Genomic DNA, 18,343 nt, shown 5'->3' on the forward strand with positions numbered 1-18,343 from the left:
CTTCTTTCAAAATATCCTCCTAATTTTATTTAGCATATTCTGGCTTTTGGGATAATTTATGAGTTGATTTAATTCTTCTTACAGTTCCACTTGGTAGTCTTAAAACTAAACTTTCAGTTGTTGCCATATTGTTTTTATGGTATTTAACACCTTCAAGTATTTCGCCAGTTGTTACTCCTGTTGCTGAGAATATTACTTCATCTCCCTTAACAAGATCTTCAATTGTGTAAATCTTATTTAGGTCTGAATGTAATTTTAAGCATCTTTCTTTTTGAGCTTCATCAGTTGGGTTAAGTCTTCCTTGGAAGTCTCCTCCTAGGCATTTTAAAGCTGCTGCAGCTATTACACCTTCTGGTGCTCCACCAACTCCCATCATTAAATCAATTCCTGATTCATCAAAGCAAGCTTCTATTGCAGTTAAAATATCTCCGTCAGATACTTTTTTTATTCTTGCACCAAGTTGTCTAATTTCATTTATCATTTCATCATGTCTTGGTCTATCTAAAACTGCAACTGTAACTTCACTAACATTTTTATTTAAAGCTTTTGCCACTCTTTTTATATTTTCTGTTGGAGAATCATCTAGGTCTATGCATCCCTTTGCTCTTGGTCCACATGCTATTTTTTTCATATATACATCTGGAGCATTTAGCATTGTTCCTCTTGGAGATACTGCAAGTACAGCAATTGCATTTGATCTACCTTCTGAAATTGCAGTTGTGCCATCTATTGGGTCAACTGATATATCAACCTTGTCATAACCTTTAGAGTCTGATCCTATGTGTTCCCCTATATAAAGCATTGGAGCTTCATCAATTTCTCCTTCGCCTATAACAACGATTCCATCTATTTCTATTTGGTCAAACATTCTTCTCATTGCATCGACTGCAGCCTTGTCTGCTCCATTTTTGTCTCCCTTACCTTGGAACTTTCCTGCAGATAAAGCAGCTGCTTCTGTAACTCTTGCTAAGTTTAATGATAAATTTCTGTTCATTTTTAAAATCCTCCCTTTGATTTTACATCTTTAAAGTCACTAAGAAATCTTTCGATACCACTATCTGTTAAAGGGTGTTTTATCATCTGAACAAAAACCTTATAAGGAATTGTTGCAATATCTGCCCCAGTTAATAAACACTTATGTATGTGCTCAGTATTACGGATACTAGCAGCAATGATTTCTGTATCTATATTATAATTTTTAAATACACTAGATAATTCTTGGATTAAAATCATTCCATCATAACCAATATCATCTAGTCTTCCAATAAATGGACTGACATATTTTGCTCCTGCTCTTGCAGCAAGGATTGCTTGATTAACCGAAAAAATTAAAGTTGCATTTACCTTAATATTTTCTTTTGATAAAATTTTTATAGCCTTTAGGCCTTCAATTGTGATTGGAATTTTAACCACTATATTATCTGAAATTTTTGCAAGTAGTCTTGCTTGTTTAACAATTTCATCACACTCACTTGCAGTCACCTCAGCTGATATAGGTCCATCTACAATTTCACTTATTTCTTTAACAACATCTTCAAAAACTCTGCCTTCTTTTGCTATTAAGCTAGGGTTTGTTGTTACGCCACTTAATATTCCCCAAGAATCAATTTCTTTGATTTCTTCTATACTTGCTGTATCAATAAAAAATTTCATTATAAATCTCCTTCTTCGAGTAAAACTACAGCCTGTGCAGCAATTCCTTCTTCTCTTCCCTCAAAGCCTAATTTCTCTGTAGTTGTTGCCTTGACAGATACATTTTCTATATCTGTATTAAGAATTTCACAAAGACAAGCTCTCATATCTTCTATATAATCTTTAAGTTTAGGTTTTTGAGCAATTACTACACTGTCAATATTTGTAATTTTATAATTTTTTTCTGTCATTATTTCATAAACTTTTTTTAGTAAAATTTTTGAATCTATGTCCTTGTATTTATCATCAGTATCTGGAAATAATTTTCCTATATCACCAAGAGCCAAGGCTCCTATAATAGCATCCATAATGGCATGGATTAACACATCGGCATCAGAATGACCCAAAAGTCCAAATTTGTAGTCAATTTCTATTCCGCCGATAAAAAGTTTTCTTCCCTCAACTAATTTATGAACATCATATCCTATTCCAATTTTCATTTAATTTTCCTCAACTAATGCTTCTGCAATTATTAAATCTTCTGGAGTTGTTATCTTAATATTTTTATAATCATTAAGTACAAGCTCTATCTTTTTTCCATATTTTTCAACCAAGGAACAATCATCTGTTCCATAATAATTTTCATTGTAGGCTTGCTTATAGGCAGCTAACAAAATATCTTTTTTAAAGACTTGTGGCGTTTGAACAGCAAAAAGTTCTGACCTATTCGGTGTATAAGCAACTTGTTTTCCATTGTAGGAAACTTTTATTGTATCCTTTACCTTATTAGCCAAACAACATGCTCCAGATTTTAAAGCTGTTTCAATAGCTAAGTCAATCTTTGCTACATCTACAAAAGGCCTTGCTCCGTCGTGGGTTAAAACTATATCAAAGTCATCTGGCATATGGTTTAGAGCATTATTAATAGAATCTTGTCTTTCTTCTCCTCCATAAACAATTTTATAGGGCAAAGATATTTTATATTTATTAATAATTTCTCCAAGATAATGTATGTCATTTTGCTTAATTAATAAAATTATATAATCAACATATTTTGAATTTTCAATTTTATCTATTGTATGAGCCAAAATGGGCTTATTATCTATTTCTAGAAACTGCTTGTTTATAGAATGTTTCATTCTTTTTCCCATACCAGCAGCAGCTATTATGGCACATACTTTTTTACCCTCTATCATAATTAACCTACTTGTTTAATTCATTTAAAGAAAATCTAATTATATCCTTAGCAATTGGAGCAGCAATTTCTCCACCCAGATATTCAACATTTTCAACAATTACAGCCACTGCAATTTGTGGATCGTCTGCTGGTGCAAAACCAACAAACCAAGCATTGTTGATTGTTTTTTCTTTGGATCTTTCTGCAGTACCAGTTTTTCCAGCAATTTGGAAAGATCTAAGTCTTGCTGCCTTACTTGTTCCTCTATTAACTGAATTTATCATCATATCTTTAATTTGATTAGCTGTTTCTTTTGATACGGATTGGACAAGCATTTCTGGTTGTCTAGTCATAACCTCTTCTCCATCTTGTCCGACTACTTTTGAAACTATATATGGTTTCATCATCTTACCATCGTTTGCTATTGTTGATGCAATCATAGCCATGTGGAGTGGAGTAACAGTTACGTCTGCTTGACCAATTGATGCAGCTGCTAGGGCTTGTTTATCCCAGCTTTGATAGTTGAATTTTGATTTTGAAAATTTAACATTGGTAGTATTTAAATCAAAATCAATATCTTTATTAAATAAAAATTTTTCTGCAGTTTCTCCCATTTTTTCTTGCCCCAATACAACCGCCTTATTAGCAAAATAAGTATTTACAGAAAAAGTTATAGCATCATTTAAATCTATCTTGCCATAAGTTTTTCCACCAGCATTTTTGATTGGATAACCACCAGCATCTTCTTCTCCTGTATCTTCATAAGACTGATCTATTCCATTTTCTATTATTGATGCAGCTGATACAATTTTTTGTATTGATCCAGGTGTGAAACCACCTTGCATTGCTGAATTATAAAAAGAACCTTCATTTTTTTCAACAATAGCTGCATAGTCTCTTTCTATCGTTTCAAGGTTAAAATCTGGATATGAAACCAAGGATAAAACTTCTCCAGTTTTTGGATTCATAACTACAATTGCAGCTTTTTCTCCCACTTCTTCTAGGAGTTGTCTGGATCTTTCCTGGATGGCAGTATTAGTTGTTAAATAAATACTGTCACCTGTATCTTTATCATAATCACTTTTAAAGAATGCTTTAAAACTTCTAACTATATCTGGTTCATTTTTTCCAAGAAGATATCTATTGTAAGAAGATTCTATTCCAGAATTACCTCTGACTTTGTTTGAATATCCAACAACATGAGCATAGCTATAAGGATAGTTATAATGTCTTTGATATTTGTATTTTTCTCCGTCAGAATAAGCTAGAATTTCTCCTTTGTTATCATAAATATTTCCTCTTTTTATTTGAGCTATTTTTAAAGCTTCCCTCTTATTAGCAGGATGTTCTACTATGTTTGGAGCCTTGAAAATTGTAAAATAGCTTAAATATATAATTAATGAAATAAATAGAGCTATTAAAAATACCAATAAAATTAATATTTTTCTATTCTCTTTAATATTCATTGTCCACCTCATTCATATTTATATGACATATCTTCACTGGTTACTTGAAGTATTCCTAAAGCTATAAAACTAAATATCATTGAAGATCCACCATATGAAACAAACGGCAAGGTAATTCCAGTCATAGGAATTAACTTTATTACTCCTCCAATATTTAAAAATGTTTGTACTGCAAAAAGAATAGCAACGGCTATAGCCAGTATCCTATAAAATTTATACTCTTGAGCAATGGCGATTTTTATTGCCCTATAAGTCAAAAGCATAAAAAGCATAATTATGCCAATTCCTGTAAAAATTCCCATTTCTTCGCAAATTATAGAAAATATTAAATCTGAATAACCAACTGGTACAAGATTTGGATAACCAAGACCCAAACCAGTTCCAAAAAATCCACCTTCTGCAATCGCAAAAAGTGACTGAACAATTTGAAGACCTATTCCATAAACCCTGTCTTCTCTCCAAGGATCAAGCCATATATCAACCCTAACTCTAACGTGGTTAAATAATTTATAACCAAGAAAAGCTCCAACAAGAAGAAGACCTATATTAATCAATAAATTCTTTTTATCTTCGTCATAAATAAAAGAAATTCCAAGATACATAGCAAGAAATATTACTGCTGTTCCTAAATCTTTTTGTATAAACAATAGAGCTACTAAAAAATAAATAGCAAACATCAAAGTATAATTCTTGTATGATTTATTAATTTTTGTTTTATATTGGAAGAAAGAATAATAAGAAGCTATTATAAACATAACTAAAATTTTAGTTATTTCAGATGGTTGCATGGAAAAATTTGATATCTGTATCCAGTTTTTTGCACCCATGCCTTGGTCAGTACCAAAAATAGCAGTGGCAAGAAATAATAATATGGAAATTGCAAAATAAAAGACTCCATATTTTTCTAATCTCCTAAAGGCTCTCATGGCAAAATATGTTATATAAAACATAGTTATACCAAGCAAGGCCCAAACAAGTTGCAAAATTCCAAGATTTGGATTAGTTCTATAAGTTGTTATAATTCCAATTGTGAGTAACATAGAAACTATCAAGAATATATAATTATCTCCCGATGATACCCTGCCAAGTATAAAATTTGATATATAAATAATTAGGATAAGTCCAAAAAAAAGTATAGCTATATATTTATCAATATGAGTGTTATTGAAAAAAAATAATAATAAAACGCTTAGAATTTCAAAAATTAAAAGTAAGTCTCTAGGTCGTCTAGTCTTAAATATACGTTCTAACATTTTACCCCCTGTTATCCACAAAAATAAACTGGATAAAACCAACTCCTATTTTATCTCCATCTCTTAATTCTACAATATCAAAGATTTGTTCTCCATTTAAGAAAGTTCCATTCGCAGAGTTAAGATCTTCAATAAAATACATGCCGTTTTCTTCGGTGATTTTTAAATGTTTCTTACTGACAAATTTGTCTTTTATGATTATATCACACCTTGATGATCTACCAATTGTAGTTTCATACGACAAAACGTATGACTCATTCATCTTAAAATTAAGAGAATCAAGTCTATTAACTACTTTTAAATAAGCTGCATCAAGTGATGATCCTTTTTTATCCATAGATTTTATATCCAAGTACATAAGTCTTATTATTCTAAAAATAAACAGATAGATAATAACAATAAAAACATACTTAAGGATTCTTGATATTAATTCAAACAATTTAACACCTCTTATATTTATCTTAATAGATAATATCACAAATCATAAATAAATTAAATATAAATGATTTATGATACAATGTTAAATGGTGATTTTATGTACATTACAAAGATTATTTACGAGGAAAAGGAAAAACTTTTTAAACTTGTTTTTGATGATGATTCTTCGATTTTAATAAATGAAAATACTTTAATAAAATGTAATATCTATAAAGATAAAGAAATTGATAAAAAAGAGCTAAATGAGATTATAGAAGAAAATAAAGTGTATGAAGCAACAGAAAAGGCTCTTAAATTTTTAAAAAAATTAAGAACTAAAAAAGAAATCTCAGTCCATTTAAAAGAAGATGGACTAGATTTTGAAATTATAAATCGGGTTTTAAAATATTTAGAAGAATTTAATTATATTGATGATCATCAATATGCTAGCAGTTTTATAAGTGATAAACTAAGAATAAATAGGTACGGCCCAGAAAAAATTAAATATTTATTATTAAATAAAGGAGTTTCATCTGAAATAATAAATCTCAGCCTGGAAGAAGTTGAAGATGATTTAATAAAGGAAAATTTTTTAAAAGATGCAGAAATAAAATATAATAAAGTTTCTTCAACAAAGAATGCCTACGAAAAAACAGTTAAATATTTATTGTCAAAGGGCTATAGCCTTGATTATGTTATGAAAAATATTGGAGAAGTTATAAAATGAATTTTTATGTATATATACTTGAATGCAGCGATAAAAGTCTATACACAGGCTATACTGTTGATATAAAACACAGAATAAAAATGCACAATCAAAAAAAAGCCTCAAAGTATACTAGGGGTAGAGTCCCCGTAAAGTTAAAATACTTTGAGACTTATGATAATAAATCTGATGCTTTAAAAAGAGAATACTCAATCAAGCAACTTACTAGAGATCAAAAATTAGATCTTATAAATTCTAAAGATCTCAATTTAGATCATTTTGAATAATACCAATAATTAAAGCAAATAATAAGGATACAATTCCACTTCCGCAACTTATAACAAATACTATTAATGAATCTAAGCTGTTTGGATCAAATAATTTTGATATTACTGAAAATAAGGATACAATTCCTATACATATTAGAACTATACCTGGTAAATATTTAGCAAATTTTAGTTTTTTTGCAGCAAAATTTACTATAAATGTAAGTATTATTGCAACCAACATCGCCAATAAAGTTATAATCATATACTCATCATTTTTCATTATTACTTCTATAATACTACTCATCTTCCACCTCTATACCTTGCTGATTGGGATCAATTCTCTTAAGAACTGTTTCATATTCTTCTTCTTTTATTTCATTTGATATCCTATTAATTTGAATAAAGTTTTTATTATCATATATAAAAGCCTTATCTTCATCAACCTTTATTATTTCAAATACAAAATTATCTCTATCATATACATCAACTATTGATAAATATTCTCCACTTATATTTAATTTTTTCTGGTCAATATCAAATTTTTTAGATATATATCTATCTAATTCAACTTTTTTCGCCTTAAAGTTTGGATTATAAATAAGTTTATCTCCAACTATAATTCCATCTTCTTTAATAAATACATCCTTGCCTATATAATCTTTATAGGAAAAAATATCACTTGTATCTTGTTCATCATCTGTGAAAATTACTTTAGTAATGATCCATTTGCCATTTACTGGAGTCTTAGATACTGTCGGAGATTTAATTTTTGAAAAATCTGTATCTATTAAAGAGCATGAGCTAAGAATTAAGCAAAAAATAGCCAAAGTAAGTATCTTTATTTTAGACTTCATTAACATTTTCCTCACTATTTTGAATAGGTATTGTTACCTTAACAGTTGTCCCAATTGAATATTCAGAAAAAATTTCTAAGCTTCCATCATGTAATCTAGCTATTTCATCTGAAATAGATAAACCAATTCCGCTATGGCTTTTAGAATGTTTACCCTTATAAAATTTATCTTTAACATGTGGCAAATCTTCTTCTGAAATTCCCATACCATTATCTGAAATAAGCATATTAAATTTATCATTATCTACATAGGTTTTAAATTTAACCCATCCTTCTTTAGATGAAAATTTAATCGCATTATCCAATAAATTAATTATCAACTGTCTAATCCTATTCTTGTCTCCTATTATAACTATTCTTTCATCTAATATTTCTTTTATAAAATCAACATTTGCAGATGCAGCTCTAGGACCCATTTGTTTTGCAACATCGTTGCATATATCTGTTATATTAAATACATCCTTATTTAATTGGATTCTACCAGATATAAATCTTGAAAAATCTAATAATTCTTCAACCATTTTAGCTAGCCTGTCTGATTCATTTTCTATAATTCCAAGTCCATCATCAAATATTTGTTTATCAGCAGGATCTGTCGACTTTAAAACTACTGCCCATCCTTTTATCGATGTCAAAGGAGTTCTTAACTCATGAGAGATTGAAGAAATAAAGTCATTTTTTATCTGTTCTTTATTTAAAATTTCTTCTGCCATCTTATTTAAGGTCATGGATAATTGTCCAAGTTCATCTTTAGAATTTAGATTTGACCTTACCTTGTATTGTCCATCAGCCATCTTGCTGGCAACTTGAGTTAATTCTTTAATTGGTTTTACTATAGTATTTGCAAATATTATAGATATAATAGTTGTTATTAAAATTACTATTAAACCAAAAGTTATTAGAATAAGAGATGTATTAATTATTGTCTCATCAGTCTGTTCCAGAGATGAAATAAATCTTAGATATCCAATCGTATATCCTTCTTTATTCTTTAACTCTCCTGTAAGAGACATAGTTTTTTCTTTTGTATAATTATTTCTTTCTACATATGATTTTAATTTATCTTCTTTAGCTGCCTTAAGATCATCTGTATTAATCGGGTCTGATGGAAGAGCACCTATTGAATCATATACAACATATCCATCTCTATCTAAAATTTGAACCTCAGAACTTGTATGTAGCCAAACTAAATCTCCATCATTGACAAGCATCTCAGCTAAACTTTTATCAGAATAAAATTTTTCAAAAGAATCTATTGATAGGGAAAGTCTATTTTCCATTTCAATTTCCATGCTATCATAGTAAAAATTCTTAAAACCAATTATCAAGAAAAAATCAATAGTAAAGACAGTAAAAAATATAATGATTAAAAAAGATTTAACTAATCTTGTGCCTAAACTATTCTTCAAATTACACCTCAGTAAACCATCTATAACCTAGACCCCAAACAGTTTCAATATAATCAGGTTTTGCAGGATTTTCTTCTACTTTAGATCTTAGTCGTCTTATATTTACATCAACTATTTTAGAATCCATATCTATTTCGTCTCCCCAAACCATTTTTAAAATGTCATCCCTTTTTAGAGCCTTGCCAGGGTTTTGCATAAATATTTTCATTATCTTATATTCTGTTGGTGTCAGTATTATTTCTTTTTCTCCCTTATAAAATTTTCTTGAATATGTATCAAGTTTAAAAGGTCCTTGGAAAATTTCATTGTCGCTATTGTCTACATCAATCTCTAATCTTCTTTCCAAAGACTTTATCCTTAGAGAAAGTTCTGTTGGGTTAAATGGTTTTGTTAAATAATCATCAGATCCATATTGAAGTCCCATAATTTTATCTAAGTCTTCAGATTTTGCACTTAACATTATTATTCCAAGTTCTGGAAATTCATTTCTCAAAACTCTACAAACTTCAAAACCATCTATGCCAGGAAGCATAATATCTAAAACTACAATTTCTGGTTTTTCTCTTCTAGCAACTTCTAAACCTTCTTCGCCACTAGCAGCCTCAAACACTTTGTAGTGTTCTCTTTCTAAATTTATCTTAACAAACTTTCTTATAGAATCTTCATCTTCTACTAGAAGTATTTTTGTCATATTATCACCTTTCTATAATAATCATTATAATTAATAAGCTTAAAAAAGACAATAAATAAGACCTATCCTTTCGAATAGGTCTGAGATTATTATTTTATTAGTATTTTCCAATATAGTTTGGAGATTCTCTTGTGATTGTAATATTGTGAGGATGATTTTCTTGTAGAGTTGCTGGTGTAATTTTAACAAATTTAGTTTTTGTTTTTAATTCTTCAATATTGCGGCTACCAGTATATCCCATACCAGATCGTAAACCACCAACTAATTGATAAATTACATCTGAAACTTTTCCTTTAATAGGAACTCTACCTTCTACACCTTCTGGTACATATTTTTTAGTTTCAGTTTGGAAATATCTATCACTTGATCCTGAATTCATTGCTCCTAATGAACCCATACCTCTGTATGATTTAAATCTTCTTCCTTCAACATATATTTCTTCTCCTGGGGATTCATCAGTTCCAGCAAGTAGTGAACCAATCATTATACAATCTGCACCTGCTGCTATAGCCTTAGTAATATCTCCAGAATATTTAATTCCACCATCAGCTATAATTGGAATATTGTATTCTCTTGCTGCTTTTGATGCTTCTAAGATTGCAGTTATTTGTGGAACCCCAATTCCTGTTACTACTCTTGTAGTACAAATTGAACCAGGTCCAATACCAATTTTTACACAATCTGCTCCTGCTTTAATTAAATCAACTGTGCCTTGATAAGTCGCAACATTACCAGCTATTAATTGAATATCAGGGAAGTTTTCCTTAATCTTTTTGATTGTATTAAGAACATTTTTTGATTGTCCATGTGCTGTATCAATTACAACAACATCAACTTTTGCTGCAACCAAAGCTTCAACTCTGTCTAAAACATCACTAGTTACACCAACTGCTGCTCCAGCAAGTAATCTTCCTCCCTCATCACGTGCTGAGTTTGGATATTCAATTTGTTTTTCAATATCTTTTATTGTTATAAGACCTTTTAGATAACCTTCATCATCAACTAAAGGTAATTTTTCAATTTTATTTCTCTTAAGGATTTCTAAAGCTTCATCTAAAGAAATTCCTTCTTTACCTGTGACTAAATTTTCTCTAGTCATGACTTCAGATATTGGTTTTGAAAAATCATCTTCAAATCTTATATCTCTATTAGTTAGTATTCCTTCAAGTTTATTATTTTTATCAATAATAGGAACACCTGAGATTTTATATTTGCCCATCAATGCATCTGCATCAGCAATTGTGTGGTGCTTTTCTAATGAAAAAGGATCTGTAATAACACCATGTTCAGATCTTTTAACCTTATCTACTTCTGTTGCTTGTTCTTCAATTGACATATTCTTATGAATGATACCAATTCCACCTTCTCTTGCCATAGCTATTGCCATAGCTGATTCAGTTACTGTATCCATGCCAGCACTCATAATAGGTGTATTTAGCATTATTTTGTTTGTAAGTTTTGTTCTTAAATCAGTATCATTTGGTAATATATCCGAAACATCAGGTAGTAATAGAATATCATCAAATGTTAAACCGTCTCCAAAAAATTGCACTTAATCCCCTCCTAGAATTTTTCAATTTTTATATATTATAACTCTAATAAAATTTTATTTAAATAAACATTTTAGTTTAATATACCCTTTTTTTCAAGTTCTATCTTTAGATAACTTGGTTCTATAGATATTATCCTATATTTTTGATCAACATCTATATTTAATTTTACATCATGCTTACCAGCCTGAAGGTCTGATAAATTTACACTTGCAGATATTTGATCCTTACTTGCTTCCAATTTAGATAAAGGATCCTTTGGTGCTATTATTATATCAATTTTTACATCATCTTCAAAAATACAATTAAAGGCTTCATCTAAATTTTCTATTTTTATATCGTCTTTATTGATGCTTATTTTTTGTTTTTTAAGAGTTATTGGCTGAGATGATGCTACAAATTTAATATCCTTATCTACTAAAGACACTCCATCTGGAAGATTAACATCAATTGTTTTTTGTGTATTAATTAAAGAGTTTGCATCAATAGCTTCTGTTGTTAACTCATCAATTTCTTTTAAAACTGATGAATTTCCCTTAATAGTCACAGAGTTTGGTTCGACATAAAAATCTTTTGTATCCATTCCCTCTGGTATATTGCCAACTATATTTAATCTCACAGGTATTGTTTGTGTTTTCAATATTGGCAGATCCAAGGTTATTTTATCTGGTTTGAAAGAAACTTCATCAATTTTATTTCCTTCTTCATCAAAAGCTTCTACAACAGATGTCATAACAGAAGATTCACTTTTACCAGCTACATTAAAACTAGATGTAATCTTGGCTATCTTGTCCACATAAGTTTGAGCTCCAGTAACTTCTACTTCTTCAGATTCTTTTATATTTCCTAACACATAAGATTCTGCAACAGAACCTTTGGTAATAATATTACAATCCATCTTGTTGCTAACAACCTTATCGATCTTAACAGATATTAGTTCTGGATTCTTAGAATCTACACTAACGCTGTTACCATCAACCTGAATTCTAATTGGAATTTTATATTCTCCAGCATAATACCCAGATAAATCAGCAGATGCTGAGACTGAGTCCCTATTGATTTTTGAAATATTTGACTGTTTACCAGTAAGTTTTACAGTAACTTTTGGATCGCTTGATGAAACTACCGCCAAATCATTTGCCTTTATTTCAGCTAAGTTTTCTAATCTTACACTTACATCCTTAATTACAATGCTTTTCTCAGGATCAACTTCACTTCTAACATAAAGCCATAAAAAAACGGCAAATAGAATAGAAATGATTAAAAGCATTCTATCGTTTTTCTTCTTTGTCCCTACTTTTTGAGTCATTATAACTTGTCCTCCATTTATTTAAAAATCCAACTGATTCTTCAATTTTTGGCATATATACTCTATTCAATTTGTCCTCTAGGGTTGCTAGGTCTAGATATCTTGATAATACTCCATTTTCAGCTGTAGATATTGACCCAGTTTCTTCAGAAACCATAATACTTAAACAGTCAGATCTTTCAGATATACCAATTCCAGCTCTGTGTCTTGTTCCTAAATCCTTTGATATATTTTGACTATCTGATAGAGGTAAAAAACAAGCTGCAGAAACAACTTTATCCCCCTTTATGATTACTGCTCCATCATGGAGTGGTGTGTTTGGTATAAAAATATTTATTAAAAGACCACTAGAAACCAATCCCTCAATCTTTGTTCCTGTTTCTATTATCTCATTTAGTCCAGTTTGTCTTTGAATTATAATCAAAGCTCCAATTTTTTGTCTAGCAAGTGATGCAACAGCATCAACTAATTCTTCCACAACTGCTGATTTTTCTTGTCCTGTATATAAACTAGATCTTAAAGAACTTCTTCTTCCCAAGGCTTCTAGCACTTTTCTAAGTTCAGGTTGAAATACTATAAATATAGCAACAGAACCCCAAATCATAAGCTTATTTAAAAGCCAATAAGTGGTATAAAATTGTCCCCATTCACTCAATTTAGTTAATATAAGTATGACTAAAATACCTTTGGCAAGCTGCTCCGCTCGCGTTCCTCTTAATAATTTTAAACAATTGTATGTAACTATACTTATAATAGCTATATCAAGTATATCTCTTATTCCAATCATATTTGTTAGATAGTTAAGTACGTTCATTTTTACTCCTTGAGATTATATATATAAATTATTATTCCTATTGAAATTATAATATCACCAATACTAATAACTCTAGCGAAAGGATATGGTGGTTTAATAGCAATAATATCTGATAAAATTCTTAACTTAGGATTGTCAAATATCCCATGGCTGAGGGATAATTTTTGACTTATTATAAAATACTTTTCTGGATTATTAATACTTAGTAAACTTGAATTATCAACTGGCATTTTACCATTTAAAGCAATAACTAAAAAATTTGCAAAAAATCCAACTGCAATTAAAATAAGTCCAGGAAGCTCATAATTAATTAGTAAACCTATAATAATTAATAATAAGGATAATAAATGACTAAAATAATAATTCTTTATAAAAAATAAAGTAATTTGTCCAAAATCATTTGTTGTAAAAATAAAATTTATTAAGCTTAAGATTATGCCTAGTACACAAAATAAAAGTCCAGAACTTTTAAACTTAATTGATTTACTCATTTTTTTTCCCGAAAAAAACAAGATTAATAATGAAATTATTACAGATTCTATTATCATAAAAACACCTACCTATATAGTAACACAAATTTTATACAAAAAATAAGTTATAAAATATAAAAAAGGACTGAAATTAATCAGTCCTTAGATTTTATTATCAAGGCTTTACCCTTGTGTAAAATAATTTTAGCTTTTTCATCAATTATTTCATTACTTACTCCAAGACTAGCTGCCCTGTTTATAGTTGAGTTTTTGACTTCATAGCTAAGTCCCTGACTAGACAGAAGTATTTTATCACTTATAGATATTATACTTAAATATTTATAATTATCTTTAGAGAAGATATACTCTCCTTCTTCTATATAATAAATTTCATTATTATTATCTACAATTTTTATCTTTGCCTTATCAAAATATTTTTCAAGCAAAAATATATTAGAAAGAGTGTGGTCTAGTCTGCTGCCAGTTACTGAAAGTAAAGTAATTTCATCATATTTATTTTCTATTAAATACGAAAGAGCTGATTCACTATCAGTAAAATCTTTTCTAGTATTTAATTTAATCAGCTTTATCTTTTTATCTTCAATAAATTTTTTGCACTCCTCATCTGAAGAATCAAGATCTCCAATAATAAGATCTGGCAAAATTTCTAAATTAATAAAATTTTTTATGCCATAATCTGCACAAACCACAAAAGAATCTTTACAATATTTTAATAAAATATCTTTATCTATTGGGTTACCAGCTGCTACAATACTTGCCTTCATTTTTTAATTGCCTTAAATTTTCTCATTTCTTCCAAAGGATTTTCCTTAGAAAATATAGCAGAACCAGCAACTAAAATATCTGCTCCAGCTTGGTATAGTTTTTCTGCATTATCTAAATTTACTCCACCATCAACTTCAATCAAGCACTTACTTGATCTTTGATCTATTATTTTTTTAGCCTCTTCTATTTTTCTGTAAGTAGACTCTATAAATTTTTGTCCTCCAAAACCTGGATTAACAGACATGAGTAATAAAATATCTATATCATCAATAGTGTAGTCCAAAATACTAAGGTCTTCTGCAGGATTTAATACTAGTCCAGCTTTAATTCCATATGATTTTATTAAATTTATAGTTCTATTTAAATGTTTTGTTGAAGCTGGATGTATTGATAAAATATTTGCCCCAGAATCTGCAAAAGCAGGAATATAATTTTCTGGATTTTCAATCATCAAATGTACATCAAAATCAATATCGGTCAATGATCTAAATTGTTTAACGATTCCTGGTCCAAAAGAAATATTAGGCACGTAATTACCATCCATAATATCCACATGGACATAATCAATTTTTGCTTCATTCATATCAGAAAAATCTTTTCTTATATTTGTAAAATCACATGAAAGTATTGATGGCGATATCATTTAGTAGCTCCCCTTTTCTTTTAGTTCTTTATAAATCATCTTGTAGTTTTCATATCGAGTTTTTGGAATTATAAAATTCTCAACATCTTCTTTTACCTTGCAATTTGGCTCATCTATATGATCACAATCATTAAATTTGCATTCAGCAGAAGCTTTTTCAAATTCTCTAAAATAATCTTTTAAATCTCTTGGATAAAGGTCTAATCTGATGTTGGAAAAACCAGGTGTATCAAATAAATATATATTATCTTCTCCTGTAAAAAGTTCAGTATGTCTAGTTGTGTGTTTTCCTCTTTTAGTCTTTTTGGAAACTTCTCCAACTTTTATTTCTTTATTTAATATATTGGATGCTATAGTTGACTTTCCTGCTGCAGAAACTCCGCACAAAGCTGTTGTTTTATTTTTTAAATAGTCTCTTAATAAATCAATTGTAAAATCGTATTTATAAGATATTAAAAAAGTTTTAAATCCAGCTTTCCTATATATGTCATAAACTTTTTTTGCTTCATTTTCTGCAAGGTCATACTTATTAATAGCAACTAATATATCTACCTTGTGTTCATATTCGCAAATCATTTTGTCTATTAAGTTAAGATTATAATCTGGATCTTTGGTTGGTATCACTATTAAAACTTGGTCAACATTTGCAACTGGTGGTCTTAGAATTTTATTTTTCCTAGGATATACTTTTTCTATATATCCTAGTTGATCTTTTTCTTGCCTAAATTCAACATCATCTCCGACCATAGGAGCTGTTGAATTATTTCTAAAATTACCTCTTGCTCTTGTTTCGTAAATTTGTCCTTGGCTATTTACATAGTAAAATCCACCTGTAAGTTTAACTATCTTTCCTTGCATTATAAATACCTCAATTTATTTTTTGAGTTTCAGCTTTCTTTCCATCTAAATAAATCACAAATTCATCTCCCTTTGATACATATTGCAAAGGAACTTCTACATTTCCTTGAGATGATTCTTTGTTCCAATCATAAATCTTATATTGTTTGCCATCACGAGTATACCTCCAAACAGTTACTTTGTGAGTTTTATCGTCTTTTGGCATATTAATCGTTAAATTCTGGGGGAGACCCTCATCATCATTTGATGTGTTGTTTTCTCTAGCAGATTCATTTCTCTTATCTGGTTTTGTTTGTTTATTACTGTTATTTTCTTCCCCTGAGCTATCCTCTGGTCCAGATGAAACATATAATTTTATTTGACTTCCCTTATCAGCATTTCCACTTGGTTCTGTGTAAACGACCTCATCTACTCCAACTTTATTAGATTTTACTGCTTCGATTTGAACAATAAATCCTAAACTTTCTAAAGTTGCTTTAGCATCTGATGCCTTAACCCCTTTTAAATTAGGAATTTTTTGATCTTTATCTTCTTTTCCTTTTGATACATAGACTGTTATATTTTTGTTGTTTGCAACTTCACTTCCTGCAGATGGTTCTTGTCTAAATATTTGGTCTTCAGGATATTCATCTGAATATTCAAGTTCTATGTCTACTATTTTAAGTCCAGATTCTTCTACTATAGCTTGACCTTCATCAAGAGTTTTCCCAACCAAGTTTGGAACCTTAGTTATATCTGCGATTACATTAATAAGAACTTTAATTGAAGAACCTTCTTCTAATTCAGTGCCTTCTTTTGGATCTTGTTCCAAGACTTTTCTATTTACTTCATCATAATTTTCTGTAAAATCAGCTTCCATTACAAAACCAAGCTTTTCAATTTCAGCCTTGGCTTCATCTTGGCTTAAACCAACTACATTAGGAACAGTTATTAATTTAGTCTCTTCTTGATCACGATTTGAATTATTAAACAATTTTGGAACTACAAAAAATAATAAAGCTGCAAGTAGAAGTGCTGTTACAACTCCAAGAATCGCCGGAAATGAGGATTCTTTTTTAGCCTTTGTCTTACTAGATCTTTTTTGTCTTTCTATTTCATCCCTGTCTCTTCTTACATCTTTTCTATTTAAGACTGGTGATTCCCTTAATCCTGTTCTTGATATAGGACTAGTATTTTCCATTCGAGTGCTATAAGCAAGATTTGATGTTCTGCCCATTTGTATATTTCTTATATCTCTTACAAGCAAATATACATCAGAGTATCTATCATCTGGATCTTTCATTGTCATCTTCTTAACAATTTGATCTGTATATTGAGAAACTTGAGGATTTCTTGAAGATGGCATTGGCATATTGCTTTGAACTTGCATCAAGGCAACTGAAACAGGATTATCTGCATCAAATGGCAACTGTCCTGTTAGCATTTCAAATAATACAATTCCTAATGAATATATGTCTGACCTGTTATCAACCTTAGCCCCTCTTGCTTGCTCTGGTGAGAAATAATGAACAGATCCCATAATTGCATTAGTGGCTGTCACTGTTGAATTATCAGAGACTCTAGCAATTCCAAAATCTGTAACCTTTATTCTATCATCCTTGGTTATCATGATGTTTTGAGATTTAATATCTCTGTGAACGATACCCTTGGAATGGGCTATTTTCAAAGCCTCTGCAATTTGAACAGTATATTCTAAGGCCGTCTTTTCACTTAATTTTCCTAGTTCATTTATTTTCTCTTTTAATGTTGTACCATCAATATACTCCATTACTATATAATGAACTTTTTCATTTTCTATATCTTCAGTTCCTACATCATATATGCTAACAATATTTGGATGAGAAATACTCGCTGCAGCTAGCGATTCTCTTTTGAATTTTCTTATAAAATTGTTGTCACCATTATATTCTGCTTTTAAAGTCTTAATAGCAACAATCCTATCTAGTTTTCTATCATGAGCTTTGTAGACATCTCCCATGCCACCAGTGCCGATTTTTTGAAGAACCTCATATCTGTTAGCTAATAAATTGCCTATCATCT

The 18,343-nt window shown here is 29.7% G+C and carries 21 protein-coding genes; 2 read left to right on the plus strand and 19 right to left on the minus strand.

Annotation, left to right across the window (positions count from 1 at the left end):
- Positions 1 to 25: 25 nt before the first annotated feature.
- Genes glpX through HGPB_RS00215 form a run of 7 tightly spaced genes read right to left on the minus strand, consistent with a single transcriptional unit; the run spans position 26 to position 5,967 of the window.
- Positions 26 to 994, minus strand: a complete 969-nt coding sequence (gene glpX / locus HGPB_RS00185) for a class II fructose-bisphosphatase (protein ID WP_019131660.1) — start codon at positions 992 to 994, stop codon at positions 26 to 28.
- A 2-nt stretch (positions 995 to 996) separates the two neighbouring features.
- Positions 997 to 1,653: a fructose-6-phosphate aldolase gene (gene fsa / locus HGPB_RS00190; protein WP_019131661.1), complete on the minus strand. Its 657-nt coding sequence runs from the start codon at positions 1,651 to 1,653 to the stop codon at positions 997 to 999.
- Positions 1,653 to 2,132 (minus strand): 2-C-methyl-D-erythritol 2,4-cyclodiphosphate synthase, encoded by a 480-nt coding sequence (ispF, locus tag HGPB_RS00195; protein ID WP_019131662.1) that lies wholly within the window; start codon positions 2,130 to 2,132, stop codon positions 1,653 to 1,655. Before ispF ends, fsa begins: the two co-directional genes overlap by 1 nt.
- A complete protein-coding gene (ispD, locus tag HGPB_RS00200) occupies positions 2,133 to 2,828 on the minus strand; it encodes a 2-C-methyl-D-erythritol 4-phosphate cytidylyltransferase (protein WP_019131663.1) in 696 nt (231 codons plus the stop codon).
- Between the two features lie 7 nt (positions 2,829 to 2,835).
- Entirely contained in the window at positions 2,836 to 4,275 is a 1,440-nt protein-coding gene (locus HGPB_RS00205; RefSeq protein WP_019131664.1) for a peptidoglycan D,D-transpeptidase FtsI family protein, read from the minus strand.
- 8 nt (positions 4,276 to 4,283) lie between these two features.
- Positions 4,284 to 5,528, minus strand: coding sequence for an FtsW/RodA/SpoVE family cell cycle protein (locus tag HGPB_RS00210; protein WP_019131665.1), 1,245 nt, complete (start codon positions 5,526 to 5,528; stop codon positions 4,284 to 4,286).
- Between the two features lies 1 nt (position 5,529).
- Positions 5,530 to 5,967 carry an FHA domain-containing protein gene (locus tag HGPB_RS00215; RefSeq protein WP_019131666.1) on the minus strand — a complete coding sequence of 146 codons (438 nt, stop codon included), beginning with the start codon at positions 5,965 to 5,967 and terminating at the stop codon, positions 5,530 to 5,532.
- Between the two features lie 96 nt (positions 5,968 to 6,063).
- On the opposite strand from HGPB_RS00215, the gene HGPB_RS00220 reads away from it, so the two are divergent.
- Positions 6,064 to 6,672 (plus strand): RecX family transcriptional regulator, encoded by a 609-nt coding sequence (locus HGPB_RS00220; protein WP_019131667.1) that lies wholly within the window; start codon positions 6,064 to 6,066, stop codon positions 6,670 to 6,672.
- Positions 6,669 to 6,938 (plus strand): GIY-YIG nuclease family protein, encoded by a 270-nt coding sequence (locus HGPB_RS00225; RefSeq protein WP_019131668.1) that lies wholly within the window; start codon positions 6,669 to 6,671, stop codon positions 6,936 to 6,938. The genes HGPB_RS00220 and HGPB_RS00225 overlap by 4 nt, the downstream gene beginning before the upstream one ends.
- On the opposite strand, the gene HGPB_RS00230 is transcribed toward HGPB_RS00225, so the two are convergent.
- The 12 genes from HGPB_RS00230 to pknB form a co-directional block, all read right to left on the minus strand.
- Complete coding sequence (locus HGPB_RS00230) at positions 6,916 to 7,224, minus strand: hypothetical protein (RefSeq protein ID WP_019131669.1); 309 nt, start codon at positions 7,222 to 7,224, stop codon at positions 6,916 to 6,918. The genes HGPB_RS00225 and HGPB_RS00230 overlap by 23 nt on opposite strands.
- Positions 7,217 to 7,774, minus strand: a complete 558-nt coding sequence (locus HGPB_RS00235) for a hypothetical protein (RefSeq protein WP_019131670.1) — start codon at positions 7,772 to 7,774, stop codon at positions 7,217 to 7,219. Before HGPB_RS00235 ends, HGPB_RS00230 begins: the two co-directional genes overlap by 8 nt.
- Positions 7,764 to 9,182 (minus strand): sensor histidine kinase, encoded by a 1,419-nt coding sequence (locus HGPB_RS00240; protein WP_019131671.1) that lies wholly within the window; start codon positions 9,180 to 9,182, stop codon positions 7,764 to 7,766. Before HGPB_RS00240 ends, HGPB_RS00235 begins: the two co-directional genes overlap by 11 nt.
- A gap of 1 nt (position 9,183) precedes the next feature.
- Positions 9,184 to 9,873: a response regulator transcription factor gene (locus tag HGPB_RS00245; protein ID WP_019131672.1), complete on the minus strand. Its 690-nt coding sequence runs from the start codon at positions 9,871 to 9,873 to the stop codon at positions 9,184 to 9,186.
- 97 nt (positions 9,874 to 9,970) lie between these two features.
- Positions 9,971 to 11,425 carry an IMP dehydrogenase gene (guaB, locus tag HGPB_RS00250; RefSeq protein WP_019131673.1) on the minus strand — a complete coding sequence of 485 codons (1,455 nt, stop codon included), beginning with the start codon at positions 11,423 to 11,425 and terminating at the stop codon, positions 9,971 to 9,973.
- Positions 11,426 to 11,496: 71 nt separating this feature from the next.
- The gene (locus HGPB_RS00255) at positions 11,497 to 12,732 is read right to left on the minus strand and encodes a CdaR family protein (protein WP_019131674.1); all 1,236 of its coding nucleotides are present in this window, start codon (positions 12,730 to 12,732) and stop codon (positions 11,497 to 11,499) included.
- A complete protein-coding gene (cdaA, locus tag HGPB_RS00260) occupies positions 12,695 to 13,546 on the minus strand; it encodes a diadenylate cyclase CdaA (RefSeq protein ID WP_019131675.1) in 852 nt (283 codons plus the stop codon). The genes HGPB_RS00255 and cdaA overlap by 38 nt, the downstream gene beginning before the upstream one ends.
- Positions 13,547 to 13,548: 2 nt before the next feature.
- A complete protein-coding gene (locus tag HGPB_RS00265) occupies positions 13,549 to 14,037 on the minus strand; it encodes a DUF5317 family protein (RefSeq protein WP_148497866.1) in 489 nt (162 codons plus the stop codon).
- Positions 14,038 to 14,171: 134 nt separating this feature from the next.
- Positions 14,172 to 14,801 (minus strand): thiamine diphosphokinase, encoded by a 630-nt coding sequence (locus HGPB_RS00270; RefSeq protein WP_019131677.1) that lies wholly within the window; start codon positions 14,799 to 14,801, stop codon positions 14,172 to 14,174.
- Positions 14,798 to 15,445 carry a ribulose-phosphate 3-epimerase gene (rpe, locus tag HGPB_RS00275; RefSeq protein ID WP_019131678.1) on the minus strand — a complete coding sequence of 216 codons (648 nt, stop codon included), beginning with the start codon at positions 15,443 to 15,445 and terminating at the stop codon, positions 14,798 to 14,800. The genes HGPB_RS00270 and rpe overlap by 4 nt, the downstream gene beginning before the upstream one ends.
- Positions 15,446 to 16,303, minus strand: a complete 858-nt coding sequence (gene rsgA / locus HGPB_RS00280) for a ribosome small subunit-dependent GTPase A (RefSeq protein WP_019131679.1) — start codon at positions 16,301 to 16,303, stop codon at positions 15,446 to 15,448.
- A gap of 10 nt (positions 16,304 to 16,313) precedes the next feature.
- Entirely contained in the window at positions 16,314 to 18,341 is a 2,028-nt protein-coding gene (pknB, locus tag HGPB_RS00285) for a Stk1 family PASTA domain-containing Ser/Thr kinase (RefSeq protein WP_019131680.1), read from the minus strand.
- Between the last annotated feature and the right edge of the window lie 2 nt (positions 18,342 to 18,343).

It is taken from the genome of Peptoniphilus obesi ph1 (assembly GCF_000311865.1).
Lineage (GTDB): Bacteria > Bacillota > Clostridia > Tissierellales > Peptoniphilaceae > Peptoniphilus_E > Peptoniphilus_E obesi.